The sequence below is a fragment of the Cryptosporangium phraense genome, assembly GCF_006912135.1.
Lineage (GTDB): Bacteria > Actinomycetota > Actinomycetes > Mycobacteriales > Cryptosporangiaceae > Cryptosporangium > Cryptosporangium phraense.
The window spans coordinates 90,043-113,193 of the sequence record NZ_VIRS01000010.1 but is presented as its reverse complement, the minus strand read 5'-3'; the positions used below and the strand labels follow the sequence as shown (position 1 = coordinate 113,193).

The window sequence follows — 23,151 nt, the reverse complement described above, 5'->3', positions numbered from 1 at the left end:
ACGGGAGACCGATGATTGCCGCATGAGACGCATCCCGGCTGTACTCGTCCCGGTATTCGCCGCGATCTGCGGTGCGCCCGGCGCGTTTCTGCCGGGGAGCATCTTCGCTCATGTGTCCTACTTGATCGGTTTCAGCGTCCTGGTTGGTCTCAGCTGGGGTCGGTTACGGCAAATACCCGGTCCGTCCCGGCGGGGGTACGGCTACATCGTCGTCGCGCTCACCGTCTGGCTGGCCGGCGATCTGCTGCACGACGTGCTGGAATGGCTGATCGGCCCGCTCGGTGACGTGACGCCGTCGGACGTGCTGTGGGTCAGCGGGTATCCGCTGCTGGGGTTCGGGCTGATCAAGCTGGTCCGGCTGCGGGCCCCGGCCCGGCTCCGCGAGGGCTGGCTCGACGCGGCGGCGATGACGACCGTGCTGGGCTGGATGTGCTGGCAGTTCTTCATCCTGCCCGCGGTCGAGGCCGAGGATCTCTCGCTCAAGACCGTGTTCGCGGTCTTCTACCCGCTGGGTGACGTGGTGTTCTTCGCGGCCGCGGCGATCCTGGTGCTGGCGCCGGGGTCGAAGCGGGGCCCGATCCGGTACCTGGTCGCCGCGCTCGCGATCTCGCTGATCGGCGACATCTGGATCTCGATGACCCCGGCGCTGTTCAGCGACCTGTCCCGAGCGGCCCAGGCCGACCGCTACGACGGGGTGCTGCTCACCGCGAACAGCCTGTTCGTCGCCGCGCTGGTGCACCGCGACGCGGCCCGCATCGCCGAGCCCGACACCACGCACGAAGACCGGCTGCACCCGGCCCGGGTGGTGTTCCTGGGCATCTCGCTGGTCGCGCTGCCGATCTTCGCCGGGCTCCAGCCGTTCCACTCGCTGGTCAGCCGGGTCTCGCTGCTCGTCTCGATCGCGGTGCTGACCGGGCTGGTGCTGTTCCGGTTCCTGCTGGTCGTCCGGGAGCAGGAGACGATCCGGGCGATGCTCGCCCATCAGGCCCACCACGACCAGCTCACCGGCCTGGCCAACCGGCAGGCCCTGCACGCGGCGCTCGACCTGGCGCTGAACCGGGCGGCCGACGACGGCTCGGGCTACGGGCCGGTGATCCTGTACATGGACCTCAACGGGTTCAAGCAGGTCAACGACCAGCACGGGCACGCGGCCGGCGACCTGGTGCTGGCCGAGTTCGCCCGCCGGCTCTCCGCCGAGCTGCGCTCCGGCGACGTCGCGGCCCGGCTCGGCGGCGACGAGTTCGTCGTCCTGGCCGAGGACATCGCGAACGCCGAGGAAGCCGAGGCGCTCGCCGAGCGCCTCCGCGGTCTGACGGCCGAGCCGGTCGTCGACGCCGACCGTTCCTTCCGGATCGGCGTCAGCGTCGGCGTCGCCGCCGCCGGTGATTTCGACCATGCGGACGCCGACGGGCTGCTCGCCGCCGCCGATCGCCGCATGTACGCCCACAAGAGCCTCCGCCGCCGAGCCGCCCTACCCCCGGGGTCCCCCACCAAGCTCGTCTCGGCCTAGGCCCTGTCCTGCGAATCTCGCTCGCAGCGAGGCACCGCTCAGCCGTCGTCAGGCAAGGCGGAGGGATGTCCGGATACCGCTGTTGTATCCGGACATCCCAACAACGCGGCCTGGCGGCGGCTGAGCGGAGCCGCAGCCGAGCACGGATTCGCAGGACAGGGCCTAGCCCGACACCGCCCACATCCACGTGGACGAGTGCGGAGCGCCCGAGAAGGTGGCCGGGATCAAGCTGCTGCCGGTGCCGGGTGAGCACGGGAAGCTGACCGTGGACGCGATCGCCGGCGAGGCCCGCGGGTTCGACGACGAGCACCGGGCGCAGCCGCAGGTCGTGTCGCTGACGCAGTCGACCGAGCTGGGCACGGTGTACACCCCGGACGAGATCGGGGCGATCGTCGAGTTCGCCCATGGGCACGGAATGCGCGTCCACGCTGCGGGCATTCACGACCGACGTGGGAGTGGACGTCCTCTCGTTCGGCGGCACGAAGAACGGGGCGCTGCTAGGTGAGGCGGTCGTGGTGCTGGACCCCACGCTGACCCGGGGAATGGACTACCTGCGCAAGTCGGCGATGCAGCCGGCGTCGAAGATGCGGTTCGTGGCGGCGCAGTTCCTGGCGTTGCTCGAGGGCGACCTCTGGCTCCGGAACGCAAGGCACGCCAACGAGATGGCGGCGCTGCTCCACGCGCGGGTGCGCGAGCACGTCGACCGCTTCGCCACGGCGGTGCGGGCCGCGCTACGCTGAGGTTTCCTCGGTGATGGCCCGGGTGCGCCGCGAAGCACCTCCGCATGACTTCTCCGCGAGTACGCAGCCGTCAAGACCTGCGCCGCGAACGCCGCCGCCGTTCGCACTCCTGCTGGAACCACCTGATCGCCGCGCCGCTCTGGCCGCTGCACGGCGCCAACCTCGGGACGCTGCTCCGGACGTGTGACGCGGTCGGCGCGTGTCTCGCGGTCCCCCGGCTGCCGTGGGTGCCGGAGGCCCTCGCCCGCGGCAACACGCTCCGGCGGCCGGCCTGTGTGCACTGGGTGGGGCACGACGTCCGCGGCTGGCTCGTCGCGCAGCGGGCCGCCGGGTCGGCGATCGTCGGGGTCGAGCTCGCCGACGAGGCGATTCGGCTCGGCGACCTGACCGCGGCGAGGCGCCGGACCGTGGCCGTGCTCGGGCACGAGCAGACCGGCATCCCGCCCGAGGCGCTCGACCTGCTCGACCTCGCGGTCGAGATCCCGATGACGGGGACGGGAGCGAGCCTGAACGTCGCCGTGGCGGGGTCCCTGGTGCTGTACCGGCTCGCCGGTCTCCTCTGAACCTACTCGCCGGTCAGCAGGGCACGCAGGGCCGGCGGCACCGGAGTCTTGCCCGAGCCGTCCGGGGCAATAGCCACGTACACCGTCTTCGCGGCGCACGTCTCCTCGCCGTTCCGCCTCACCGTGAAGTGGACGTCGAAGCTCGTCGTCCCGATCCGTCCGGGCCTCACCACGATCTCGACCGGCTCCTCCCACCGCACCCCCGCCCGCCAGTCGATCTCCGACCGGACCAGCTGGAGGTCGAACGCGGCCGCCGCCATTCCAGCCGTGTCCAGCCCACCGGCCTCCAGGAACCGCGAGATCGCCTCGTCGAACCACGACAGGTACCAGCCGTTGAACACGACCCCCTGCTGGTCCACCTCGTAGTACCGGGCCCGCCACGGGACGACGAACTCAGCCGGCATGCGCGCACTCCTTGACCTTGACCCAGGGGCAGGCTCCGAAGCTACCGGCATGACCTTCCTGAGCGAACGAATCACCGCCTTCTGCGACGCCACCGGCGTCCCCGGCTACGTGGCCGGCGTCTCCCGGGACGGCGACGTCGAGACCGCCGCCCACGGCGTCGCGAACCTCCGGACCGGCGCCCCGATGCGCACCGACACCGGGTTCCTGTTCGGATCCGTCACCAAGATCATGACCACCGCGCTCGTCCTCCGGCAGGTCGAGCGCGGAGCGCTCGACCTCGACGCACCCGTCGTGCGCTACCTGCCGGAGTTCCGGCTCACCGCGCCGGGCGCGGCCGAGACGATCCGCGTCCGCCACCTGCTGGCCCACAGCAGCGGCATCGACGCCGACCTCTTCTTTCCGGACGCCACCGGGCCGGGGGCGCTCGCGGCCTACGTCGACGCGCTGGGCCGCCGCTGCGGCACGCTCTTCGCGCCGGGCGAGCTGGTCAGTTACTCCAACGGCGGGATGATCGTCGCGGGCCGGCTCCTCGAGGTCGTCACCGGCAGGCCGTACCCGGACCTGCTCGCCCGGGACGTCTTCGCCCCAGCCGGAATGACCACCGCGGTCACGTCGGCGAAGGACGCGATCCTGCGCAGCACCGCGATCGGCCACTTCCCCGACCCGGAGACCGGCGCGCCCCGGCCGACCGACTTCTTCATGCTGCCGGACACCTGGGGCCCGGCCGGCGGCACCCCGATCGGCACGGTCGCCGATCTGCTGGCCTTCGGCCGGAGCCTCCCCCGCCTGCTGTCCGCGGAGTCGATCGCCCGGATGCGGACGGTCACCGGCGACCTGGGGACGCCGAACTCGTCACCGGTCGGACTGGGCTGGACCATCCAGCAGCACGCCGGAACCACGGTGCTGGCGATGACCGGCGCGTCGCCCGGCGGCGTCGCGCTGCTCGCCGTCGCTCCCGAGCACGACCTCGTCTTCGCCGCCTACGGCAACGACCCCCGGGCGCTCACCCTCCACGACGACCTGCTGCCGGCGCTGCTCGGCGGCTCCCGCGAGCGGCTCGCGCTGGCCGAGCAGTCCACGGACCTCACCCGGTACGCCGGTACCTACCGCTCCGACCAGCTGCGGGTCGACGTCCGCATGGTGGACGGCGGCCTGGAGGAGACCGTCACCTACGAACCGGCGGACGCGTCCCAGGAGCGCATCTTCACCGGCTTCGCCGGTGGGTCGTTCTCGTTCCCCCCGCAGCGGTACGTTCCGGTCGGGAGGGACCTCTTCGCGCCGGCCGGCCGGCCGCTGACCGACGTGCCGGGGTACCTGTTGATCTCCTACCACGGGGACGGTCCGACCCACCGCTGCGCCGGTGGCCGGCTGACCCGCCGCGTCGGCTGACACGATGAACCCCGTGGACGCTACGCGAGCCGGCGGACGGCAGTTGCTGACGATCGGCCGGCTGGCGGAGTACGCCGGGGTCACGATCAAGGCGGTCCGGCACTACCACGAGCGGGGGCTGCTGCCCGAGCCCGACCGGGACTCGTCCGGGTACCGCCGGTACACCGCGCGGCACGCGATCACGCTGGTCAAGATCAAGACGCTGGCCGACGCCGGTGTGCCGCTGGCCCGGGTCGGGGAGCTGCTCGCGGCCGGCGAGGACGAGTTCCGGGCCGCGATCGCCGAGATCGACGCCGACCTGCGGGACCGCGCCGCGCGGATCGAGCGGTCCCGACAGCGCGTCGCGGCGCTGCGGGCCGGTGACCGGATGTTCGTCTCGTCGGCGGTCGCCGGGTACCTCGACCGGCTGCGCGAGCTCGGCGTCAGCGACCGGGGCGTCGACCTGGAGCGGGACGTCTGGATCCTGATGCACGCGGTCTCGCCGCGCGAGGCCGACGGCTGGGCCGCCGACAAGCGCGCGGCGCTGGAGGACCCGGAGTTCCGGGCGATCTACGTGGCCTACGACGAGGCGTACGACTGGTTTCCGGACGATCCGCGCCTCCCCGCGCTGGCCACCCGGACCGGCCACTGGCTGGCCGCCCACCCACCCGATCCCCCGTTGGGCGCCGCCGCCCGCGGAGCGGGCGAGAGACCCGACCCGGTGGTGGCGCGCCTGGCCGCGGTCTCGTCGGGCGCGGAGTCACCGGCGTGGCTCCGCCTCGCCGAACTCCTCCGCCAGGCGGAACCGCGCCGAGTCTAGAGCCGCCGCGCCGCCCGGCGCGCCTCGACGAAGCCCATCACGATCGCCACGACCAACGCGATCGCCCCGATGATCAGCAGCCACTTCACCGCCTTGATCACCAGACCGAGCACGATCAACACGACAGCGACGACGCCCACGGCGATCAGCAAGACACGCATGATGCCCCCTCCCAACCTCTCGAACGAAGCCATACCCACTCGCCCACCGTTCAGCCGACCAGGTACGTCGCATAGCTCACGCCGGACGGGCTCCGCCCCCCGACGGTCACGAACACCCCCCGGTTCAGGTGATCCAGCGCCACCGACGACGTCCGGATCCGGGTCGCCGCCCGGAACACGTACTCGCTCGGCTCGACGGCCTCCCCCCGAGCCAGCCGGGCCAGCACGTCGGCCGGTCCGTGCCGGACCGACTCCGACCGCACGTCGAGCAGGTCGCCGCCGGACGTCCGGAGCGTGTACCGGATGTCACCGAGAGCGGTGCCGTCCGGCAGGACGGTCTGGTGGTCGGCCGACCCCTCCGGAAGCAGCGTGCCGTCCAGGTCGGGCCCGGTGCACGTCCCACCGGTGAGCGCGATGACCCGGGCCCGGCCGGGCGGGATCTCCCCCAGCTCGAGCGGCGGCCCGAGCGTCGCATCCAGACGGAACAGCAGCGTCAGGGTCGGTTCCGGCAGCGACGGGAGGGTCATCCGTGCTCCTTGAGGAGGGCCGCGAGGACGAGCTCACGATAGGCGCTGTCGTCGACGATCTGGCCCGGAGCCGTGTGCCGCAGTTGCAGATGGCCCAGGTACACGGAGTACGCCAGCTGCGCCCGCCGCCGGGCCTCGTCCCCGGGAAACCCGGTCGTCTCCAGCACCGACGCGATGTAGGCCAGCCGCCGCGCGGTCACCCGCTCGAACGCCGACGACACCCGCGGGTCGTCGATCGAGGCCAGCAGCGCGAGCTCGATCCGGTGGCGGGCCCCGGCCGTCATCACTTCGGTGAACAGCCGGCGGAGCTTCGCGACCGGCTCGGCCTCGGTGTCGACATCGGCGATCATGGCCGCGGTGTGCCGGCTCTCCCACCGGGCCAGCGTCGCCTCGACCAGCGCGTCGCGGTTGGCGAAGTGCCAGTAGAAGCTGCCCTTGGTCGTGCCGAGCCGGACCGCGAGCGGCTCCACGGCAATGCCGGCCAGACCGCGCTCGGCCAGGATCCGCAGCGCCTCGTCGGCCCAGTCGTCGGCCGTGAGCCGGACACCTTTCGCCATCCCCGTACGGTAGCGTATGGTTTTCCATACGGAACCGTATGAAGGTTGCCATGATCAGGAACACCCACGTCCGCACGCTCGACTGCCCCGCCCCGGCGGCGGGCGCCGTCCTCGACACGCTGGCCGGTCCCGACGACGCGGTCTGGCCCAGCCCGCAGTGGCCGCCGATGAAGCTCGACCGCCCGCTGGGCGTCGGAGCGGCCGGCGGCCACGGCCCGATCCGCTACACGGTGGCCGAGTACGAGCCGGGCCGGCGCGTCCGGTTCGAGTTCGGACCGCGCTTCGCGTCCACCGGCTGGCACGAGTTCCGCGTCGAGCCGATCACCGGTGACCGGTGCCGCGTCGTCCACGACATGACCGTCCACCCGCGTGGATCGATGCGCCTGGCCTGGCCGCTGGCGATCCGCTGGCTGCACGACGCGCTGGTCGAGGACGCGCTCGACAACGTCGAGCGCGCGACGACCGGCGTGGTTCGGACGCCGAACCGCTGGTCACTCTGGGTGCGCGTGATGAGGGGTCGGTCGGGCCGTCGCCATGGTGTAGCGGATCAGTCGTGGACGAGCCCGGCCGCGATGTCCACCGCCTGCCGGACGTCGTCGTCGCGGGGGTAGAGCAGCGTGCGGCCGACCACCAGGCCGTGCACGCCGGGCAGCGCCAACGCCGACCGCCAGGCGGCGTAGGTGTCGGCCGGCTCTCCCCCGCCGTCGCCGCCGAGCAGGAGCGTCGGGAGCGTGGTCGCGTCGAGCACCCGGTCCATGTCCGGCACCACCGGCAGCTTGAGCCAGGTGTAGGCCGACGACCCGCCGAGCCCGGACGCGATCGCGACCGAGGTGACGACCGCCTCGGCCGACAGGTCGTTGACGACCCGCCGGCCGGCCCACCGGCTCAGGAACGGCTCGAGCATGATCGGCAGCCGTGCCCGGGCCGCCGCGGTGACGGCCTGCGCCGTCGATTCGAGCGTCCGCGCCGTCGCCGCGTCCTGGAGGTTGATCCGGACGAGGAGCTTCGCCGCGTCCACCTGCGACGCCACCATCGAGTCGACGTCGTGGCCGGTGAACCGGTCGTCCATCTCGAACACGGCGCCGTGCAGCCCGCCGCGGTTCATCGAGCCGACCGCGATCTTGCCGTCGAGCGCGCCGAGCAGCGCGAGGTCGTCGAGGATGTCCGGGGTCCCGAGGACGCCGTCGACCCCGGGCCGGGACAGGGCGAGCACCAACCGTCGCAGCAGGTCGTAGCGGTTGGCCATCGCCATCGGGTCACCACCGGCGCCGAGCGCGCCCCGGGCCGGGTGGTCGGCCGCGACGATGAACAACCGCCCGTCCCCGGCCACCAGCGGGCGACGGACCCGCGCCGCGTACGCGGACGCCACCGCTCCGGGGTCGGCGTGCCGGGCCCGGCGCAACGCGTCGAACGCGTCGGCGGCGACCGAGCCGAGGCCGGCCGAGGCCGAGCCGGAGAGGATCGGTCCGGCGGAGTCCTCAGGCATCGACCCGGCCGACCTCGGCCATGATCGCGTCGACCTCGCCGGTCGTCGGCATCGCGGTGGAGCACTCCCGCCGGCCGGCCACGATCGCCCCGGCGATGTTCGCGAACTGCACGGTCTTCAGCAGCGGCCAGCCCGCCAGCAACCCGTGGCACAGCGCCCCGCCGAACCCGTCGCCGGCCCCGAGCCCGTTCACGACGTCGACCGGGTAGGGCGGCACCTCGACGGTCTCCTCGCGGGTCTTGGCCAGCACCCCGCGCGGCCCCTGCTTCACGATCGCCAGCTCGAGACCGCGCTCGAGCAACGCGTCCGCCGCCCGGTGGGGGTCGGTCTCCCCGACCGCGACCTCGCACTCCTCCCGGTTGCCGACCGCGACCGTCACGTGCCGCAGAGCCTCGCCGACCTCGGCGGTCGCCACCTCCGGCGACGACCAGAACATCGGCCGGTAGTCGAGGTCGAGGACCGTCAGTGGGGCCCGGCCCCGGGCCTCCCAGGCCGCGTGGTGGGTGTCCCGACTCGGCTCCCGGGAGAGCCCGGTGACCGTCGACCAGTAGATCCGCGCCTCGACGATCGCGCCGAGGTCGAGATCGGACGGGGTGAGCATCAGGTCGGGCGCGATCGGCTCGCGGTAGAAGTACAGCGGGAAGTGGTCGGGCGGGAAGATCTCGCAGAACGTCACCGGCGTGTTCAGGTCGGCGATCGTCGCGACGAACCCGTTGTCGACCCCGAGCCGGGCCAGCTCGCGCCGGGCGTAACGGCCGAACGGGTCGTCGCCGACGCCGGTCACGACCGCGCTGCGCCGCCCGTGCCGGGCGGCCGCGACCGCGACGTTCGTCGCGCTCCCGCCGAGGTACTTGCCGAACGTCTCGACGTCTTCGAGACCGACGTCGTCCTGCAGCGGATACAGGTCGACGCCGATCCGGCCGATCGTGACGAGGTCGAACGGAGTGCCCATGGATGCCGCCTCCCTTTGTCCTGACAAACTAACAACGGGAGTTTGTCAGGACAAGAGGCTCACCGGACGCCGCGCTCGACCTCCAGCTCGTGGTCGATCGCGTCCGGAGCGCCGCCGAACTCGTCGGCGACCTCTCCGGCGACGTCGTCCGAGGCTCCGGCGTGCCCGGCCACCAGCTGGGCGTCGGCCCGGGCCAGCGTGCGGTGGCCGGTCGCCAGCACCGCGACGCCGGCCAGCACCGCCACCGCGCCGACGACGAACGGCACGTGGATGTTCCAGTGGTCGACCATCTTCCCGGCGACGTACGGCGCCAGGCCACCGCCGATGAACCGCACGAACCCGTACGCCGCCGACGCGACCGGCCGCTCCACCGGCGACACGAGCATCACGGCTTGCGTCGTCAGCGTGTTGTTCATCCCGGCGACGATGCCGGACGCGATCACGCAGACGATCACCACCCACCGGACGTCGGTGAAAAGTCCGATCAGGAGGATGAGCACCGCGAACGCGGTGAGCGCGCCGTACAACGACGGCGCGGTGCCGAACCGGCGCTGCAGCCAGGGCGCGCCGGTGACCGCGAAGAACGCGAGCAGCAGACCCCAGCCGAAGAAGACGAAGCCGAGGTGGATCGCGTCGAGCTCCATCGGGTACGGCGCGTACCCGAGCATCGTGAAGAAGCCCCAGTTGTAGAGCACCGCGGTCAGCGACATCGTCAGCAGGCTGCGGTGGCGCAGCGCCTTGAGCGGCGCGAGCAGTTCGGTCTTGTGCGCCGGCCGGGGCGTGTCCTCGACCATCGTGACGGTCGCCAGCAGCGCGATCGCCATCAGCACGGCGACGCCGAAGAACGGGCCGCGCCAGCTGATGTCACCCAGCAGGCCGCCGATCAGCGGCCCGGCCGCGATGCCGAGCCCGAGCGCGGCCTCGTACAGCACGATCGCCCCGGCGAACCCGCCGGACGCGGACGCGACGATCACCGCCAACGAGGTCGCGATGAACAGCGCGTTGCCCAGCCCCCAGCCGGCCCGGAACCCGACGATGCCGCTGATCGAGCCGGACAGCCCGGCCAGCGCCGAGAACACGACGATGAGCACCAGACCGGCGATCAGCGTCTTCTTCGCGCCGATCCGGCTGGCCACCCAGCCGGTGAACAGCATCGCGACCGCCGTCACCAGCAGGTAGCTGGTGAACAGCAGGCTGACCTGGCTCGGCGAGGCGTGCAGCTTCTCCGAGAGCGCGGGCAGGATCGGGTCGACCAAGCCGATGCCCATGAAACTGACGACGCAGGCGAAGGCCACCGCGTAGACGGCCTTCGGCTGTTTGAACAACGTGCCACCGGAAGCACCGCTCACCGGTCCACCTCCACCGCGCAGATTCGGTTGCCTCACGCAACTGTAATCCGTCTTCGCGGATGTGCATAATCACGTTATGGATGTGACTCCGGGTGCCCAGTTGATGCCGGTTCTGGGGCAGCTGATCCGGATCATCCGGCAGACCGACCCGTCGGACGGCGTCAGCCTGGTGGCGCTGGCCGTCCTGCGTCGCCTGGAGTCGGAGGGGCCGGGGCGGATCAGCGAACTGGCCCGCGTCGAGCGGGCCTCGCAGCCCGGGATGACCCAGCTGGTCGGCCGCCTGGAGCGGGCCGACCTCGTGCGCCGGATCCCGGATCCGCACGACGGCCGCGGGGTGCTGGTCGAACTGACCGACGGCGGGCGCGAACAGCTGGCCCGCACCGCCGCGGGCTACGCGGCCACGCTGGACGCCCTGCTCAGCCGCCTCGACGCCGACGACCGAGCCGCGGTGGCGGCCGCGATCCCGGCGCTGCGCCGCCTGGCCGCGGTTCCGGCCGGGGCCGGGGGCGGCTGATGGGATCGTGGAAGTCGGAGCGGTTCGAGCTCGGCACCGATGGCCCGGGCACGATCGTCGTCGGCATCGACGACTCCCCCTCCGCGTTACGGGCGCTGGCCTACGCCGCCGGCCTGGCCCGTCGGAACGGCAGCACGCTGGTCGCGGTGCACGTCCGATCCGCGGGTATCGGGTGGAGCGCGTGCGCGGGCATCGACGCGACGAGCCTGCTCACGCAGGCCGCGTACGAGGCCCGGGACGCGGTCGAGGCCACGCTGGAGGCCGAGGTGGGGCAGCTCGCGTCCCAGTGGGGGGTGCGGGTGCGGTTGGTCGTCCGGGAGGGTGATCGGTTGAGGGAGTTGGCCGCGGTGGCCGATGACCATCATGCGGACGCGCTGATCGTGGGGGCGTCGGCGCGGTTGGGGTCTCGGCTGGCGGGTTCGTTGGCGGTCCGGCTGGTCCGCCAGCGGAACTGGCCGGTGACGATCGTCCCGTGATCGGCCTTTCTATTACGCCTGCCGGGCTGAGGCCTCTTTTATTACGCCTGCCGGGCTGAGGCCTCGGGCGTCGGTCCGGACGTGCGGGTGGTTGCGCGGGCGACGTCCCGCTCCGCCGGGGGTGGTGGCCCGCCCACCCTCGCCGGCCGGGGGTGTGCATCGACCGTGAGACCCTAGGCGAGTACGCGCTGGAGCCAGGACCGGCGGGCCGCGAGGGTGGCGCGGGTGATCCGCGCCTCGGGCGCGATCCAGTCGAACACGTGGAAGCCGCCGGCCCAGACGTGCAGCTCGGCGACCCCACCGGCCTGCCACAGCCGGTTGGCGTAGTCGACGGCCTCGTCGCGCAGGGACTCGGCCGAGCCGACGTCGATGAAGGCCGGCGGCAGGCCGGACAGGTCGGCCGCCCGGGCCGGCGCGGCGTACGGCGGCACGTCCGGGCCACCGCGCCGATCACCGAGCAGGGCCGACCAGCCGAAGCCGTTCCAGCTGCGGTCCCACATGTCGACGCCCACCATCTGGCGCACGGACGCACTGTCGTTGCGGTCGTCGAGCATCGGGCACATCAGCAGCTGGCCGAGGACCCGCGGGCCACCCCGGTCGCGCACGGTCAGCGCGAGCGCCGCGGTCAGACCACCACCGGCGCTGGTCCCGGCGATCACGACCCGATCCGGGTCGAGGCCGAGCTCCCCGGCCCGGCCGGCGGTCCACAGCAGACCGGCGTAGACGTCGTCGATCGGGGCCGGGTGCGGATGCTCGGGCGCCAGCCGGTAGCCGACCGACACCAGCGCCGCACCGAGCGAATCGGCCTCGTCGAGGAGCACCTCCAGACCGATCCGGTGGTCGCCGCTGAACATCCCTCCGCCGTGCGTGTGGTAGATCCACGGCCGCGGCCCGTCCGACGCGACCGGCGTGCAGATCACCAGCCGCACGTCGGTGTCCACCGTCCGCTCGGTCACGGTGAACCGGCCGCCGCGGGTCAGCTCGTCGAGAGACGGCACCTCGGCCGCGTCCTCGGCCCGGATCGCCGCGAGCCGGTCGGCGCTCATCGGACCGGGATAACCGCCGGCGGCCGCGTACGCGGCCTGCAACTCGGGATCGAACGGCACGGGAGAGGTCATTCACCGATGATCCAGGAGCCCGTGCGCGATCCTCGATCGGCCCTCAGGGGTTCGGCGCGGACCGGCCGATCACCGATCCCGCTGTGCCGGACCGAGGCACCGGCCTACGACGCGGACGGGACCGCGGACCGCGGATCGACGCCGGAGAAGGCGAGCCCGATGACGAAACCCGCGACCTCTTCGAGCTGACGCACCCGATCGAGTCCGCCCAGCACGGCGGGCGTGCCTCCGACGTCCGTGACCAGCCGGCCGACGAGCTCCAGGGCGCGCGGATCGTCGCCGCACATGGCGACGGTCACGGGGTCGGTGCGGGGCTCGGCCCAGGTGCCGGCCGGGAAGAGGTGGAACGCCTTCACCACGTGGGCTCCCGGTACCGCCGCGGCGAGGTGTTCGGCGGGTGATGCCCGGACGATGCCGACGCCGTGATCGACGGCGTTGATCGGATCGATCAGCGGGAGGCCGTCGAGCGGTCCGGCCGCGCGGAGCGTTTCGGTGACGCCGGTCCAGGAGACCGCGAGCAGGACCGCGTCGGCGTCGGCGGCCACGTCGTGGAGCGGACGGGCGGTCCCGCCGACCGCGGCGGCGATCGCGGTGGCCTTGTCGAGCGAGCGGCCACCGATCGTGAGAACGTGCCCGGCGCGCGCCCAGCCCGTCGCGAGGGCGGTCGCGAGGGCGCCGGTGCCGAGAATTCCGATTCGCATGCCGGGACGATAGGCAGATCGAGATGCACCATCCGGTGCGCGTCGCGCCTGCCACCATGGTGGCCATGCGATCCGGCGACGACGGCGAACTGGTGGCCGATTGCCGGCTGCGCCTGGCGACGGACATCTTCCGGCACACCTGGGACGTGGTGGTACTCGCGGCCTTGGACGCCGGCCCGCGACGGCGCCGGGCGTTGCGTCGGAGTATCGGCGGGATCAGCGACAAGGTGCTGACCGACGCACTGAACCGACTGCTGAGCACCGGGTTGATCGAACGTCGACATCTCGCTGAGGCGCCGCCGAGAGTCGACTACGCGCTGACCGCGCTGGGCCGGAGCTTCGCCGACGGGCCGATGCGCGCCCTGGGCACGTGGGTCACCGAGTACGGCGACGAGTTGTCCGAATTGCAAGAGGGCTATCGGTAGTCGGCGTGAACGCGGCGGCGGGCGCCGTCGACGGTGATCGTTCCGCCGTGCGGGAGGATCCATTGCGGCCGGGTGTGGCCGAACGGCACGCCCACGCACACCACCGCGTCCGGGTTGTAGCGGTCGATCAGGCCGAGGATCGTGTCGCGCTGCTCGCGTCGCAGTCGGGCCCGTTCCGGCGCGGGTGGCCGGCGTTGGTGATCGGAGACCGGTGGCCGCGCGACCAGGATCGCCGCCGCCGCGCCGAGAAGCCCCCGCTCGCCCAACGAGCGGACGATCCATCCGACCTGGCGCGCCGGGAGCAGCTCCTCGGAGGTCTCGATGAGCACGACGCCGCCGGCCAGAGCGTCCGGGGAAAACCGGAAGCGCCCCGCGGTCAGGATCCACTCGATCACTTCCAGGCACCCACCCCAGGTGGGCCCGGTCACCGACCGGGCCGGGCCGGACCAGCTCCACGGCTCGGTCGCTTCACGGTCGCCGAACGTCGTGAGGGCACGCGGATCGGCCCAGTCGATGCCGACGTCCTCCGACTCGCCGGGGTCGGTGATCTCCAGGGTCCCGCCGGTCAGCAGTGCTGCCCGCAGGGAGCGCGCGTGCAGGTCGTCGACGGCCGGGCCCGGACCCAGGTGCACCTGGGACGACCCGCCGTAGATACTCGCGATGCCGACGTCCCACAGCCAGTGGTGCAGGTTCGTGTTGTCGCTGGTGCCGAGAAATGGTTTGGGGTCGGCCCGGGCGCGGTCGGGGTCGAGGTGCGGGATCACGGTGATCTGGTCCTCGCCGCCGATGGTGGCCAGGATCGCGCGGATGCTCGGATCCGCGAACGCGGCGTCGAGGTCGGCCGCCCGGGCCTGCGGGGTGGCGCCGATCTGCCGGGTGGTCGGGTATTCCACGGGAACGAGCCCGGTGATCTCGGTCAGTCGTCGCATCGCCTGCTCGTGCACGGCCGGGAACCGGCCGGGAGCCGCGAACGACGGAGAGAGGACCGCGATCCGATCGCCGGGCTCAGCCTTGGGCGGATGGACGATTTCCCGCGGCATCCCGAGATCCAAACAAACCGCCCCCAGCCCCGCATCCGAATTCCCGCTGGCGGCAAGGTGGCCGACATCGGGAACATGTGTGGTTTCTCTGGAAGGCAGGGCTGACCCGGCGGGAGACCTACCGTCCCGGTGTACCCCTCGCACAGGCAAATTCCTACGACGACGGTTACGCCGTCGCCGTGGGCCGGGTGAGCAGTTCGATCACTTTTGGAAATCTTCGTACGCGGCAGGGTCGGCCCGGTGCCGGTCGCGTTCCCGTTCCACCGCCTCCACGGTTCCCGGCGGGAAGACCGCTCCCCGGTCCAGCAGCAGCCGCACCTGATCAGGGAACCCAGCGGCCGCGATGCTGATCAGATGCGCTCGCGACGCCACTTCGATCTCCTCCTCTCGTGCGCCGTGGGCGAGAAGCAGGTGCTCCAGGTCGTCGCGATGCTGCGCGCGGGCCAGGTACAACGGCGGGAGAGCCGCGACGTGCCTCCGGCTGTCCGGGTCGGCTCCGGCGCGCAGCAATATCTGGAGGATCGACCGGTTTCCCAGGTGGGTGGCCGCCCAGACCGGCGTGGCCTCGGCGTACTCGCCGACCACCTGGTGAAGGTCCGCGCCGCCCTCGATGAGGGCACTGACAACGAGTGTCTGCTGGGCCCAGATCGCCCGGTCCAGGGCCGTTCGTGGCCGCGACCGCTCGGTCGGCGTCAGAACGTCGACCGGCACGCCCTGGTCGAGAAGCCGAATGACCTCGGCCACCTCACCGCGCTCGGCGGCCAGGCCGAACCGCTCGGTGTCGTCCACGACCACCGCCTCGCCGCTACGCCCGGGACTCGCCGGCCCATTCCTGGCGGAGCTCCTGGGCCCGGTTCACGACCACGCTCAGCTGGGCGGCCGTCAACGCCCGGGCACTCCAGATCAGCTCGGCCGCTTCGTCCGCGTCCGGATGGGCTCGGGTGTTGATCGACCGGAGGTCGATGCCGGTCAGCGCGCTCAGGTCGACGGAGGAGAGATCCAGGACGGCGCCGAAGGCGGCCAGGAGATCCGGCGTCAGTGGCCGCGCGCCGTGTCCGATCCGACGGATCGACGAGACCGCCAGCATCGGACCGCCGCCCAGACCCCGGAGGTACAGCGCGATGCTCGCCCAGTCGAGGTTGCGGTTGTGCAGCAACCGCAGCACCAGGCCCGCCGGACCGTCCGGATAGGACCGCTCGACCGGCGCCGGCCCGGGCGGGCGGGCCAGCCGGGGCAGAGACCGGACGAGCCGGTGCAGCTCCGGAACAGCGCCCGGCACGAACACCAACGGCCAGGCCAGCGTCTGGAGCGCGTCGCCGGCGGCCGCGTCCCGGGGTGCGAGGTCCTCGGGCACCGGCAGGCCGGCCACGACGAACAGGTCACTGCGGTGCAGGCCGAGCACGGACGCCAGGCGGATGAGCTGGGCCGGGCTCGGCACGGCGCCGTCGAGCACCGAGGCGAGACCGGCATCCGGCCCGCTCAGCCGCAGGCCACGGATCTCGGCCAGCCGCCGTAACTGCTCACCGAACGTCGGCACGACTCTACTGTAGACGGCGGCTAGTCGCGGCCCTCCCAGGTGCACAGGCACACGTTGTTGCCGTCCGGATCGGCCAGGACCCAGTACGCCGGGGCGTGCTCGTCGCTGACCACGCGGCCACCCGCCGCGACCGCCGCGTCGAGGCGGGGCTGCACCTCGGCCGGGTCGATCCACACGTCGTGGTGCCAGCGCTGACGCGGCTCCTGGTCGCCGGACGGCTGGAACCACAGGTCCGGCAGCCGGTCGGCCGGATCGATCAGGTCGAGGCCCACGTCGGCCTCGTCGGCCGGGACCAGCCCGAGCACCGCCTCCCAGAACGGCAGCACCCGCGTGCGGTCCGGGGTGTCCAGGGCGAGGTCCAGACGGGAGACCGCGTCGCTCGCGGGCTGCAGGCCGTCGTCGGCGGCCAACGCGGTGATGGTGCGGGCCATCCGCACGTCGCGGGCGGTCACGCCATGTTCGTCGTGGCTGGTCAGCCTGATGTCGACGTAGGAGTAGCGCAGATCGACGTCCGGGTGGTGGTCGGCCTGCTCGGCGGCGCCCCCGATGGCGGCCACGAGCGCCAGCCCGGCGGCGAAATTCGGGGTGGCGATCCTCGTCTCCAGGCTGTTGTAGAAGAAGGCCCACCCGGTCAGGCCCTCTCCGGCGATCTGCTGGCCGGTCAGGATTGTCATGGGCCCCATCCTGACGGATACCCCCGACAGAATCCGCGCGGTCGGCGGCCGCGGCACTGTTCGCCGATCGGGTCTACGACGGGGTGTCCGTCGACGACCTCATTCAGCAGCTGGGGGTGCACCGCAACGGCCTGTACAAGACGTTCGGCAGCAAGCGCGGGCTGTACCTCGCCGCGCTCCGCTGGCACTTCGAGCACCAGGTCCCGGCGCTGGCCGAGCGGCTCGCCGCCGGGGAAGACACCGCCGACGATCCGGCGCTCGATCTGCTGCTGCTGGCGGCGGTCGAGCGGGCCCCCGTCGACACCGAGGGGGCGGCCCTGGTGGCCGAGGCCTGGCGGGCGCTGGATCAGGCAGGACGGTGAGCGCGTCTTCTGGAACGTCCGCGACGGTGCCTGCGCCGTCGTCATCGAGCTCGCCGACGAGCGCTACGCCCGCTTGGTCGTCGACGTCGCCGAGCCGACCACGACGGTCGCGATGATCGAGCACGCAGTTTCCCGATGACTCCCGTCCGCGCGCATCGGCGAGCGCCTCCGGAGTGCTGGCGTGGACCGTCAGCCGTAGCTGGGGTCCAGCGGCGTCCACTCGTGCACGGGAACTACGTCGAGGTCCTCGTGCTCGACCAGCGCCTCGATCGCGGCGCCAGGGCCCCCGACGTAAGTGAGATAGCCGTCGATGTCGGTCGCGACCAGCCAGGAGCGATCGGCCGGCCACCAGAGGCTCGCGCACCGCCACTCGATCGGGTCGGGCAGCGAGGCCGCGGCCGACACCGGGCCGCTGAGCAGGTGATAGTTGCGGTGGGGCGCGCGCACCCGGGTCGAGCGGTCCTTCCAGGCTTCGGTCTCGTCCAGCCCGAAGCCCTCCCACAGGCAGAAGAACGCTTCCTCCGGAGTGTCCGTGAAGCGTGCGAGCACATCGCTGAGCAGGGCGGTCTCCCGGGCGTCCAGTCCGCCGTCCGAGGGACGGCCCCACCGGCCGTCTCCGGCCACCAGGTCGTCGAAGCGGACGTCTTCCCCGAGCGTGACGCCCCGGCTCGCCGCGATCTCGGACCACCGGTGGCGGGCCTCGTCGTCCGGGGCGTAGGTCGGCGGCAACACCCGGGCGTAGGCGGCGAAGACCGACGGCACCATCGCCGCGACCGTGCCGGGCGGAGCGGCGGCGAGCGTCGTCTCGATCCAGGCCGCCGGGCCCGCCTCGGCCAGCACCCGCAGACCGGGCGCCCAGGCCACCACCTCTTCCGCGTCCATGGCCTCATCGTCGCAACGCAGTCACCCGTATTTCCGAGAGCTAGCTCCGGACCCAGGTGGCGCCGGTCGTGAGCGTCCGGATCCGGTACAGGCTGGTGGACGCGGTGATGTACAGATCGGTGCCGTCCGGGCCGCCGAAGCACACGTTCGAGACCTTCTCCGGCACCGGGATCCGGCCCAGGAGCCGGCCCCCGGGCGAGAGCACCTGCACCGCGTCCAGGCTCGACGTCCAGATCCGGCCGGCCACGTCGACGCGGAAGCCGTCGGAGCAGCCCGGCAGCACGGTGGCGAAATCGCGCCCGTTGCTCGCCGTTCCGTCGGACACGTCGTAGACCCGGATCAGTCCGCGCGCCGTGTCCACCGTGTCGGACACGTACAGCAGGCTCTCGTCCGGCGAGAACGCCAGCCCGTTGGGGCGCTGCAGATCGGTGATCGCGGGCTCGAGGACGCCGGAGTCGGGCCGGTAACGGAAGACCCAGCACCCGCCGTACTCCATCGTGCCCGGATGGCCCTCGTCGGGCTCGGTGATCCCGTAGGGCGGGTCGGTGAACCAGATCGCCCCGTCGGAGGCCACGACGATGTCGTTGGGCGAGTTGAGGCGGTGCTCGCCCCAGTGGTCGACGAGCGTCGTCGGCTCTCCGTCGATCTCCATCTCGACGGCGCGACGCCCGTGCGAGCACTGGAGAACCCGTCCGGCCCGGTCGAGCGTCCGTCCGTTGGTGAACTCGACGTTCGCCCGGTGGACGTGGGTGCGCCCGGACCGGGAGTCGTACTCGTAGATCGTGTTGCCGTGGATCTCGCTCCACCGCACGCTCTGGGTCTCGGGCAGCCAGACCGGGCCCTCGCCCCAGCTGCCGCCGGTCCAGACCTGCTCCAGCTCGGCGCCGGGCGCGATCAACTCGTCCACCGTGGTCATCCGATGATGAAAGCTGACGCTCAGCTCGATGTCGACCAATTCCCGGCGGCACCTGGTCCAATGCTCCGGTAGCCGCCACGACCGGCCGGGCCGAAACTGAGGAGAGCACCCCCATGGGAACACTCGAGGGCAAAGTCGCCTTCATCACCGGCGCCGCTCGCGGCCAGGGCCGCAGCCACGCCGTCCGGCTGGCCCGCGAAGGCGCCGACATCATCGCCGTCGATCTGTGCGCTCAGCTCGACACCGTCGCCTACCCGATGGCGACCCCGGACGACCTGCGGGAGACCGTCGCCCAGGTCGAGGCCCTCGACCGGCGGATCCACGCGGTCCGGGCCGACGTCCGTGACCTCGGCGCGCTCACGACGGCCGTGGCCGACGGGCAGGCGCAGCTCGGGCCGATCGACATCATCATCGCGAACGCCGGCATCGCCGCCTTCGGCGAGACCGGGGCCACCGACGAGCAGACGTTCCGCGACGTCATCGACATCAACCTCGTCGGCGTCTGGAACACGGTGACCGCCGCGGTGCCGAGCCTGATCGAGAAGGGCGCCGGGTCGGTCGTGCTGACCAGCTCCACCCAGGGCCTCAAGGGCACCGGCGGCAACGGCGACCCGGGCGGCTCGGCCTACGCCGCCGCCAAGCACGGGGTCGTCGGGCTCATGCGGACGTTCACCAACTGGCTCGGCCCGCTGGGCATCCGGGTCAACTCGATCCACCCGACCGGCGTCAACACCCCGATGATCGTCAACGACGTGATGGCCGCGATGTTCGCGGACCCGACCGCGATGAACGACGCGGTCAGCAACCTGATGCCGGTGCCGATGGTCGAGGCGATCGACGTCAGCAACGCGATCGCCTGGCTGGTCAGCGACGAGGCCCGCTACGTCACCGGCGTCACCCTGCCCGTCGATGCGGGATTCAACGCCAAGTAGCTAGTACTGCAGGCTCGCCAGGCTGCTGCGGACCGCCGACGCGATCCCGGTCAACCGGGTCGCGGTGTCGGCGGCCGTGGCGGCCCCGCGGGTGGTCTGCGCGGCGATGTCGGCGACCCCCGACACGTTGTCGCTGATGTCGCGCGACCGGGTCGCGACCTCGTTCACGTTCCGGCTCATCTCGGTCGTCGTCGCCGACTGCTCCTCGACCGCGGCCGCGATCGTGCTCTGCGCGTCGTTGATCCGGTTGATGACGTCGGTGATCTCGCCGATCGCCGAGACGGCCGCGGTCGAGTCGCGCTGGATCGCCGCCACCCGCCCGGCGATGTCCTCGGTCGCCCGCGCGGTCTCCTGGGCCAGGTCCTTCACCTCGTTCGCGACGACCGCGAACCCCTTGCCGCTCTCCCCGGCCCGGGCCGCCTCGATCGTCGCGTTCAGCGCCAGCAGGTTCGTCTGCTCGGCGATCGCGGTGATCTGCCGGACGACCGTGTTGATCTCCTCGGACGACTCCCCGAGCTGACGCAGCACCGACTCCGTGTGCGCGGTGGACTGCACGGCCGAGGAGGCCACCGACGCGGCCTCGCTGGTGTTGCGGGCGATCTCGGCGATCGACGCGCCGATCTCGTCCGAGCCGCTGGCCACCGTGAGGATGTTCTGGGTGATCGTCTCCGACGCCGAGGACGCCGACTCGGCCCGGGCAGCCGACTCGTCGGCGTTGCCGCGCAGCTGGGTGGCGGTGGTCGTGAGCTCGTCGGACGCGCCGACCAGCGCGGCGACGTTTCCGTCGACGTCACGCAGCACCGCGGCCAGCCGGTCGGTGGCGACGTTGAGCGCGACGCTCATCCGTCCGACCTCGTCCCGGCTGGTCACCTCGACGCGCTGGTCGAGCCGCCCCTGGGCCATGCCTTCGAGCACCGCGACCGTCCGCCCGAGAGCGCGCGCGATCGACCGGCCGACGAGCATCGCCAGCGCGGTGCCGGCCAGGATCCCGAGCACGATCAGCCCGATGATCAGCATCCGGGCCGCCGTGTAGGCGCTCTGGGCCGTCTTCATCGACGACACCGCGGCGGCGTCCTCGATGCGGCGCAGGTCGCCGAGCGCGGACTGCATCGCGGTCGTCAGCGGCGTCGCCTTGGCTTCGCGGACGGCGATGAACTGGTCGTCCCGGTTGGCCAGCGCGAGCGGCACCAGCTCGGTGTTCCGGAGCTGCCGGAACGACGTCAGCGCGGCCGCGAACGCGTCGCGCGCCCGCTCCCGGCCGGTCATGTCGGTCGCGATGTAGGCCTGCCAGTTCCGGTCCAGATCGGCGTCCGCGGCCGCCATCGCGGTCCGCGCCTTCGTGATACCGGCGGCGTCCGACGCGATAAGCATGTTGAGCAGCTGGATCCGGGACTCCCGGACGTCGGCGTCGACCGAACCGAGGTCGAACACGGCCTGCAGCGAGTCGCGGTACATGCCCTCGAGCCGGTCCTGGGTGTCGCGCAGCCGCAACAGGCCGACCACGCCGACGACCAGCAGCAGCACGCACACCACCGAGACGACGAGCAGCATCTTCCGGGACACCGGCAGGTCGGCGAAGAGACGTCGTCGTGCGGTCCCCGTGGCCTCGGACATCGCGCCAGCCCTCCCGGTGAGGCAGTTTTCTGTCGGATCGGCACCCGCCCTCGAAGTCCAAGTGGAAACGCCAATTCTAGATCGATCGTTCTGCTAAATTGCCACCATGGCCAGAGCCAAGGAGTTCGACCCCGACACCGCGCTGGACGCGGCGCTGATGCTGTTCTGGGAGCGCGGCTACGAGGCCACCTCGATGGCCGACCTGGTCGAGCGCCTCGGCGTCGCCCGGGCCAGCCTGTACGCGACGTTCGGCGGCAAGCACGCGCTCTACCTGGCCGCGCTCGACCGGTACCGCGGGCTGACCGACCCGGTCGTGCTGGCCGAGCTGTCCCGGCCCGGCCCGGTCCTGCCCGCGGTCCGCGCGCTGGTCCGGCGGTACGCCGCCGAAGCGGCCGGTCCCGACGCCGGCCGGGGCTGCTTCGTGGTGAACACCGCGGTCGAGCTCGCGCCGCACGACGAGGCCGCCACCCGGCGGGTCCAGGCCAGTTGGGACCACCTCGAGGCCGTGCTCGCGGCCGCGCTGACCCGCGCCGCGGCCCAAGACGAGCTGCCCGGGCGCGACCCGGTCGCGCTGGCCCGCTGCCTGCTGGTCTTCCTGCAGGGCCTGCGCGTCGCCGGCCGGGCCGCGACCGAGCCCGAGCGGCTCGCCGACGCGGTCGACCAGATCCTCACTTTGCTCAGTTTCGGGAACGATCGATCTTGAATGGAGTCCGGATGCGCTTTGCCGACCGTGTCGCGCTGGTGACCGGTGGAGGCAGCGGCATCGGCCGCGCCGTCGCGGTCGCCCTGGCCCACGAGGGTGCGTCCGTCGTCGTGACCGGCCGGTCGTCCGCCGGGCTGCGGGAGACCGTCGCCCTGATCGACGGTCCCGCTCTCGCGGTTCCGGCCGACGTCACCGATCCGGACGCGATGGACGCGCTGTTCGCCCGCATCGCCGACGAGTACGGACGGCTCGACACGGCCGTGAACAGCGCGGGCACGATCGGGGCGGCCGGTCCCGTCGGCGACGTCGACCGGGCCGAGTGGCAGCGGCTGCTCGACGTCAACCTGACCGGCGTCCTCGTCTCGATGCAGTACGAGATCGCGGCGATGCGCGGTCCAGGCCGCACGGGCGGCACCATCGTCAACGTGGCGTCGAACCTCGGCGCGCACCGGCGGATGGCCGGACTGGGCGCGTACGCGGCCTCCAAGGCCGCGGTCAGCGCGCTGACCAGGGCGGCGGCGCTGGACCACATCCGGGAGGGAATCCGGATCAACGCGGTCAGCCCGGGGCCGGCCGACACCGCGATGTCGCTGCGGCCCGGGGAGGGACCGTCCGACCGCGACGCCCGGTTGCGCGCGCACTCGCCGATCGGCCGGGTCGGCGGCCTGGACGAGATCGCCTCCGCGGTCCTCTACCTGGCCTCGGCCGAGAGCGGGTACGCGGTCGGCACCGACCTGGTGGTCGACGGCGGCGCCGCCGCCTGACAAACAGCCGCCTGACAAACAGCCGCCCGAGAAAGACCGGACCCCGAGTGTTTGA

27 protein-coding genes and 2 pseudogenes are annotated in these 23,151 nt (G+C 72.2%); 13 read left to right on the top strand and 16 right to left on the bottom strand.

The window, feature by feature from the left end; genetic code table 11:
- Positions 1 to 22 precede the first annotated feature (22 nt).
- From FL583_RS16215 to FL583_RS16205, 3 genes and pseudogenes are all read left to right on the top strand, one after another.
- On the top strand, positions 23 to 1,510 hold the full coding sequence (locus FL583_RS16215) for a GGDEF domain-containing protein (protein WP_142705485.1): 1,488 nt from the start codon (positions 23 to 25) through the stop codon (positions 1,508 to 1,510).
- A gap of 169 nt (positions 1,511 to 1,679) precedes the next feature.
- Positions 1,680 to 2,205: pseudogene (locus FL583_RS42955) on the top strand (threonine aldolase family protein); the annotation flags it as partial.
- Positions 2,206 to 2,294: 89 nt separating this feature from the next.
- Positions 2,295 to 2,813 (top strand): TrmH family RNA methyltransferase, encoded by a 519-nt coding sequence (locus tag FL583_RS16205; protein WP_142705484.1) that lies wholly within the window; start codon positions 2,295 to 2,297, stop codon positions 2,811 to 2,813.
- A gap of 2 nt (positions 2,814 to 2,815) precedes the next feature.
- On the opposite strand, the gene FL583_RS16200 is transcribed toward FL583_RS16205, so the two are convergent.
- Entirely contained in the window at positions 2,816 to 3,217 is a 402-nt protein-coding gene (locus tag FL583_RS16200) for an acyl-CoA thioesterase (RefSeq protein ID WP_142705483.1), read from the bottom strand.
- Positions 3,218 to 3,266: 49 nt separating this feature from the next.
- Between FL583_RS16200 and FL583_RS16195 the strand changes: the two genes are divergently transcribed.
- The gene (locus FL583_RS16195; protein ID WP_142705482.1) at positions 3,267 to 4,607 is read left to right on the top strand and encodes a serine hydrolase domain-containing protein; all 1,341 of its coding nucleotides are present in this window, start codon (positions 3,267 to 3,269) and stop codon (positions 4,605 to 4,607) included.
- Positions 4,608 to 4,620: 13 nt separating this feature from the next.
- On the top strand, positions 4,621 to 5,406 hold the full coding sequence (locus tag FL583_RS16190) for a MerR family transcriptional regulator (RefSeq protein ID WP_205752182.1): 786 nt from the start codon (positions 4,621 to 4,623) through the stop codon (positions 5,404 to 5,406).
- Here FL583_RS16190 and FL583_RS40155 read toward each other — a convergent pair.
- From FL583_RS40155 to FL583_RS16180, 3 genes are read right to left on the bottom strand one after another with little or no spacing between them, the layout of a single operon-like run.
- Positions 5,403 to 5,567: a hypothetical protein gene (locus tag FL583_RS40155; protein WP_170323679.1), complete on the bottom strand. Its 165-nt coding sequence runs from the start codon at positions 5,565 to 5,567 to the stop codon at positions 5,403 to 5,405. The genes FL583_RS16190 and FL583_RS40155 overlap by 4 nt on opposite strands.
- A gap of 50 nt (positions 5,568 to 5,617) precedes the next feature.
- Complete coding sequence (locus tag FL583_RS16185) at positions 5,618 to 6,094, bottom strand: DUF3237 family protein (RefSeq protein WP_142705481.1); 477 nt, start codon at positions 6,092 to 6,094, stop codon at positions 5,618 to 5,620.
- Entirely contained in the window at positions 6,091 to 6,651 is a 561-nt protein-coding gene (locus tag FL583_RS16180; protein ID WP_142705480.1) for a TetR/AcrR family transcriptional regulator, read from the bottom strand. Before FL583_RS16180 ends, FL583_RS16185 begins: the two co-directional genes overlap by 4 nt.
- A gap of 50 nt (positions 6,652 to 6,701) precedes the next feature.
- Between FL583_RS16180 and FL583_RS16175 the strand changes: the two genes are divergently transcribed.
- Positions 6,702 to 7,262 carry an SRPBCC family protein gene (locus FL583_RS16175; RefSeq protein WP_142705479.1) on the top strand — a complete coding sequence of 187 codons (561 nt, stop codon included), beginning with the start codon at positions 6,702 to 6,704 and terminating at the stop codon, positions 7,260 to 7,262.
- Here FL583_RS16175 and FL583_RS16170 read toward each other — a convergent pair.
- Genes FL583_RS16170 through FL583_RS16160 form a run of 3 tightly spaced genes read right to left on the bottom strand, consistent with a single transcriptional unit; the run spans position 7,199 to position 10,438 of the window.
- A complete protein-coding gene (locus FL583_RS16170; protein ID WP_240746706.1) occupies positions 7,199 to 8,137 on the bottom strand; it encodes a Cgl0159 family (beta/alpha)8-fold protein in 939 nt (312 codons plus the stop codon). The two genes, FL583_RS16175 and FL583_RS16170, sit on opposite strands and share 64 nt — an antisense overlap.
- Positions 8,130 to 9,089, bottom strand: coding sequence for a 5-dehydro-2-deoxygluconokinase (gene iolC / locus FL583_RS16165; RefSeq protein WP_142705478.1), 960 nt, complete (start codon positions 9,087 to 9,089; stop codon positions 8,130 to 8,132). The genes FL583_RS16170 and iolC overlap by 8 nt, the downstream gene beginning before the upstream one ends.
- A 59-nt stretch (positions 9,090 to 9,148) precedes the next feature.
- Positions 9,149 to 10,438, bottom strand: a complete 1,290-nt coding sequence (locus tag FL583_RS16160) for an MFS transporter (RefSeq protein WP_142705477.1) — start codon at positions 10,436 to 10,438, stop codon at positions 9,149 to 9,151.
- A gap of 76 nt (positions 10,439 to 10,514) precedes the next feature.
- Here FL583_RS16160 and FL583_RS16155 point away from each other — a divergent pair, with 76 nt between their 5' ends.
- Both FL583_RS16155 and FL583_RS16150 read left to right on the top strand, forming a co-directional pair.
- Positions 10,515 to 10,952 (top strand): MarR family winged helix-turn-helix transcriptional regulator, encoded by a 438-nt coding sequence (locus FL583_RS16155; RefSeq protein WP_142705476.1) that lies wholly within the window; start codon positions 10,515 to 10,517, stop codon positions 10,950 to 10,952.
- The gene (locus tag FL583_RS16150) at positions 10,952 to 11,428 is read left to right on the top strand and encodes a universal stress protein (RefSeq protein ID WP_142705475.1); all 477 of its coding nucleotides are present in this window, start codon (positions 10,952 to 10,954) and stop codon (positions 11,426 to 11,428) included. Before FL583_RS16155 ends, FL583_RS16150 begins: the two co-directional genes overlap by 1 nt.
- A gap of 173 nt (positions 11,429 to 11,601) precedes the next feature.
- Here the strand turns inward: FL583_RS16150 and FL583_RS16145 are convergent, their stop codons facing one another.
- Together FL583_RS16145 and FL583_RS16140 are read right to left on the bottom strand one after the other, a co-directional pair.
- Positions 11,602 to 12,546, bottom strand: coding sequence for an alpha/beta hydrolase (locus FL583_RS16145; protein ID WP_142705473.1), 945 nt, complete (start codon positions 12,544 to 12,546; stop codon positions 11,602 to 11,604).
- A 104-nt stretch (positions 12,547 to 12,650) separates the two neighbouring features.
- Positions 12,651 to 13,247, bottom strand: coding sequence for an NADPH-dependent F420 reductase (locus tag FL583_RS16140; protein WP_142705472.1), 597 nt, complete (start codon positions 13,245 to 13,247; stop codon positions 12,651 to 12,653).
- Between the two features lie 56 nt (positions 13,248 to 13,303).
- On the opposite strand from FL583_RS16140, the gene FL583_RS16135 reads away from it, so the two are divergent.
- Positions 13,304 to 13,672, top strand: a complete 369-nt coding sequence (locus tag FL583_RS16135; protein ID WP_142705607.1) for a winged helix-turn-helix transcriptional regulator — start codon at positions 13,304 to 13,306, stop codon at positions 13,670 to 13,672.
- Here the strand turns inward: FL583_RS16135 and FL583_RS16130 are convergent.
- From FL583_RS16130 to FL583_RS16115, 4 genes are all read right to left on the bottom strand, one after another.
- Positions 13,663 to 14,712 (bottom strand): LD-carboxypeptidase, encoded by a 1,050-nt coding sequence (locus tag FL583_RS16130; protein ID WP_142705471.1) that lies wholly within the window; start codon positions 14,710 to 14,712, stop codon positions 13,663 to 13,665. The genes FL583_RS16135 and FL583_RS16130 overlap by 10 nt on opposite strands.
- A gap of 201 nt (positions 14,713 to 14,913) precedes the next feature.
- Positions 14,914 to 15,501 (bottom strand): ankyrin repeat domain-containing protein, encoded by a 588-nt coding sequence (locus tag FL583_RS16125; RefSeq protein WP_142705470.1) that lies wholly within the window; start codon positions 15,499 to 15,501, stop codon positions 14,914 to 14,916.
- Positions 15,502 to 15,517: 16 nt separating this feature from the next.
- The gene (locus tag FL583_RS16120; RefSeq protein WP_142705469.1) at positions 15,518 to 16,249 is read right to left on the bottom strand and encodes an XRE family transcriptional regulator; all 732 of its coding nucleotides are present in this window, start codon (positions 16,247 to 16,249) and stop codon (positions 15,518 to 15,520) included.
- A gap of 20 nt (positions 16,250 to 16,269) precedes the next feature.
- Positions 16,270 to 16,923: a 4a-hydroxytetrahydrobiopterin dehydratase gene (locus FL583_RS16115; RefSeq protein WP_142705468.1), complete on the bottom strand. Its 654-nt coding sequence runs from the start codon at positions 16,921 to 16,923 to the stop codon at positions 16,270 to 16,272.
- A 17-nt stretch (positions 16,924 to 16,940) separates the two neighbouring features.
- On the opposite strand from FL583_RS16115, the pseudogene FL583_RS16110 reads away from it, so the two are divergent.
- Positions 16,941 to 17,276 (top strand): annotated as a pseudogene (locus FL583_RS16110) (TetR/AcrR family transcriptional regulator); the annotation flags it as partial.
- A 198-nt stretch (positions 17,277 to 17,474) separates the two neighbouring features.
- Here the strand turns inward: FL583_RS16110 and FL583_RS16105 are convergent.
- Positions 17,475 to 18,167 carry a hypothetical protein gene (locus FL583_RS16105; protein WP_142705466.1) on the bottom strand — a complete coding sequence of 231 codons (693 nt, stop codon included), beginning with the start codon at positions 18,165 to 18,167 and terminating at the stop codon, positions 17,475 to 17,477.
- Positions 18,168 to 18,207: 40 nt separating this feature from the next.
- Positions 18,208 to 19,083: an SMP-30/gluconolactonase/LRE family protein gene (locus FL583_RS16100; RefSeq protein WP_170323678.1), complete on the bottom strand. Its 876-nt coding sequence runs from the start codon at positions 19,081 to 19,083 to the stop codon at positions 18,208 to 18,210.
- A 113-nt stretch (positions 19,084 to 19,196) separates the two neighbouring features.
- On the opposite strand from FL583_RS16100, the gene FL583_RS16095 reads away from it, so the two are divergent.
- Positions 19,197 to 20,015 (top strand): mycofactocin-coupled SDR family oxidoreductase, encoded by an 819-nt coding sequence (locus FL583_RS16095; protein ID WP_142705465.1) that lies wholly within the window; start codon positions 19,197 to 19,199, stop codon positions 20,013 to 20,015.
- Here the strand turns inward: FL583_RS16095 and FL583_RS16090 are convergent, their stop codons facing one another.
- A complete protein-coding gene (locus FL583_RS16090) occupies positions 20,016 to 21,629 on the bottom strand; it encodes a methyl-accepting chemotaxis protein (RefSeq protein ID WP_142705464.1) in 1,614 nt (537 codons plus the stop codon).
- Between the two features lie 106 nt (positions 21,630 to 21,735).
- Here FL583_RS16090 and FL583_RS16085 point away from each other — a divergent pair, with 106 nt between their 5' ends.
- On the top strand, positions 21,736 to 22,332 hold the full coding sequence (locus FL583_RS16085; protein ID WP_142705463.1) for a TetR/AcrR family transcriptional regulator: 597 nt from the start codon (positions 21,736 to 21,738) through the stop codon (positions 22,330 to 22,332).
- 11 nt (positions 22,333 to 22,343) lie between these two features.
- Entirely contained in the window at positions 22,344 to 23,096 is a 753-nt protein-coding gene (locus FL583_RS16080; protein WP_142705462.1) for an SDR family NAD(P)-dependent oxidoreductase, read from the top strand.
- Positions 23,097 to 23,151 lie beyond the last annotated feature (55 nt).

What these genes read in the sequence shown, in the direction of transcription:
- FL583_RS16140 (WP_142705472.1), bottom strand. Translation starts at nt 13,247, where the DNA reads ATGCGAATCGGAATTCTCGGCACCGGCGCCCTCGCGACCGCCCTCGCG.
- FL583_RS16095 (WP_142705465.1), top strand. Translation starts at nt 19,197, where the DNA reads ATGGGAACACTCGAGGGCAAAGTCGCCTTCATCACCGGCGCCGCTCGC.
- FL583_RS16105 (WP_142705466.1), bottom strand. Translation starts at nt 18,167, where the DNA reads ATGGACGCGGAAGAGGTGGTGGCCTGGGCGCCCGGTCTGCGGGTGCTG.
- FL583_RS16085 (WP_142705463.1), top strand. Translation starts at nt 21,736, where the DNA reads ATGGCCAGAGCCAAGGAGTTCGACCCCGACACCGCGCTGGACGCGGCG.
- FL583_RS16205 (WP_142705484.1), top strand. Translation starts at nt 2,295, where the DNA reads ATGACTTCTCCGCGAGTACGCAGCCGTCAAGACCTGCGCCGCGAACGC.
- FL583_RS16200 (WP_142705483.1), bottom strand. Translation starts at nt 3,217, where the DNA reads ATGCCGGCTGAGTTCGTCGTCCCGTGGCGGGCCCGGTACTACGAGGTG.
- FL583_RS16155 (WP_142705476.1), top strand. Translation starts at nt 10,515, where the DNA reads ATGGATGTGACTCCGGGTGCCCAGTTGATGCCGGTTCTGGGGCAGCTG.
- FL583_RS16150 (WP_142705475.1), top strand. Translation starts at nt 10,952, where the DNA reads ATGGGATCGTGGAAGTCGGAGCGGTTCGAGCTCGGCACCGATGGCCCG.
- FL583_RS16185 (WP_142705481.1), bottom strand. Translation starts at nt 6,094, where the DNA reads ATGACCCTCCCGTCGCTGCCGGAACCGACCCTGACGCTGCTGTTCCGT.
- FL583_RS16080 (WP_142705462.1), top strand. Translation starts at nt 22,344, where the DNA reads ATGCGCTTTGCCGACCGTGTCGCGCTGGTGACCGGTGGAGGCAGCGGC.
- FL583_RS16195 (WP_142705482.1), top strand. Translation starts at nt 3,267, where the DNA reads ATGACCTTCCTGAGCGAACGAATCACCGCCTTCTGCGACGCCACCGGC.
- FL583_RS16215 (WP_142705485.1), top strand. Translation starts at nt 23, where the DNA reads ATGAGACGCATCCCGGCTGTACTCGTCCCGGTATTCGCCGCGATCTGC.
- FL583_RS16145 (WP_142705473.1), bottom strand. Translation starts at nt 12,546, where the DNA reads ATGACCTCTCCCGTGCCGTTCGATCCCGAGTTGCAGGCCGCGTACGCG.
- FL583_RS16090 (WP_142705464.1), bottom strand. Translation starts at nt 21,629, where the DNA reads ATGTCCGAGGCCACGGGGACCGCACGACGACGTCTCTTCGCCGACCTG.
- FL583_RS40155 (WP_170323679.1), bottom strand. Translation starts at nt 5,567, where the DNA reads ATGCGTGTCTTGCTGATCGCCGTGGGCGTCGTCGCTGTCGTGTTGATC.
- iolC (WP_142705478.1), bottom strand. Translation starts at nt 9,089, where the DNA reads ATGGGCACTCCGTTCGACCTCGTCACGATCGGCCGGATCGGCGTCGAC.
- FL583_RS16135 (WP_142705607.1), top strand. Translation starts at nt 13,304, where the DNA reads ATGGTGGCCATGCGATCCGGCGACGACGGCGAACTGGTGGCCGATTGC.
- FL583_RS16180 (WP_142705480.1), bottom strand. Translation starts at nt 6,651, where the DNA reads ATGGCGAAAGGTGTCCGGCTCACGGCCGACGACTGGGCCGACGAGGCG.
- FL583_RS16175 (WP_142705479.1), top strand. Translation starts at nt 6,702, where the DNA reads ATGATCAGGAACACCCACGTCCGCACGCTCGACTGCCCCGCCCCGGCG.
- FL583_RS16170 (WP_240746706.1), bottom strand. Translation starts at nt 8,137, where the DNA reads ATGCCTGAGGACTCCGCCGGACCGATCCTCTCCGGCTCGGCCTCGGCC.
- FL583_RS16130 (WP_142705471.1), bottom strand. Translation starts at nt 14,712, where the DNA reads ATGCCGCGGGAAATCGTCCATCCGCCCAAGGCTGAGCCCGGCGATCGG.
- FL583_RS16100 (WP_170323678.1), bottom strand. Translation starts at nt 19,083, where the DNA reads ATGACCACGGTGGACGAGTTGATCGCGCCCGGCGCCGAGCTGGAGCAG.
- FL583_RS16115 (WP_142705468.1), bottom strand. Translation starts at nt 16,923, where the DNA reads ATGACAATCCTGACCGGCCAGCAGATCGCCGGAGAGGGCCTGACCGGG.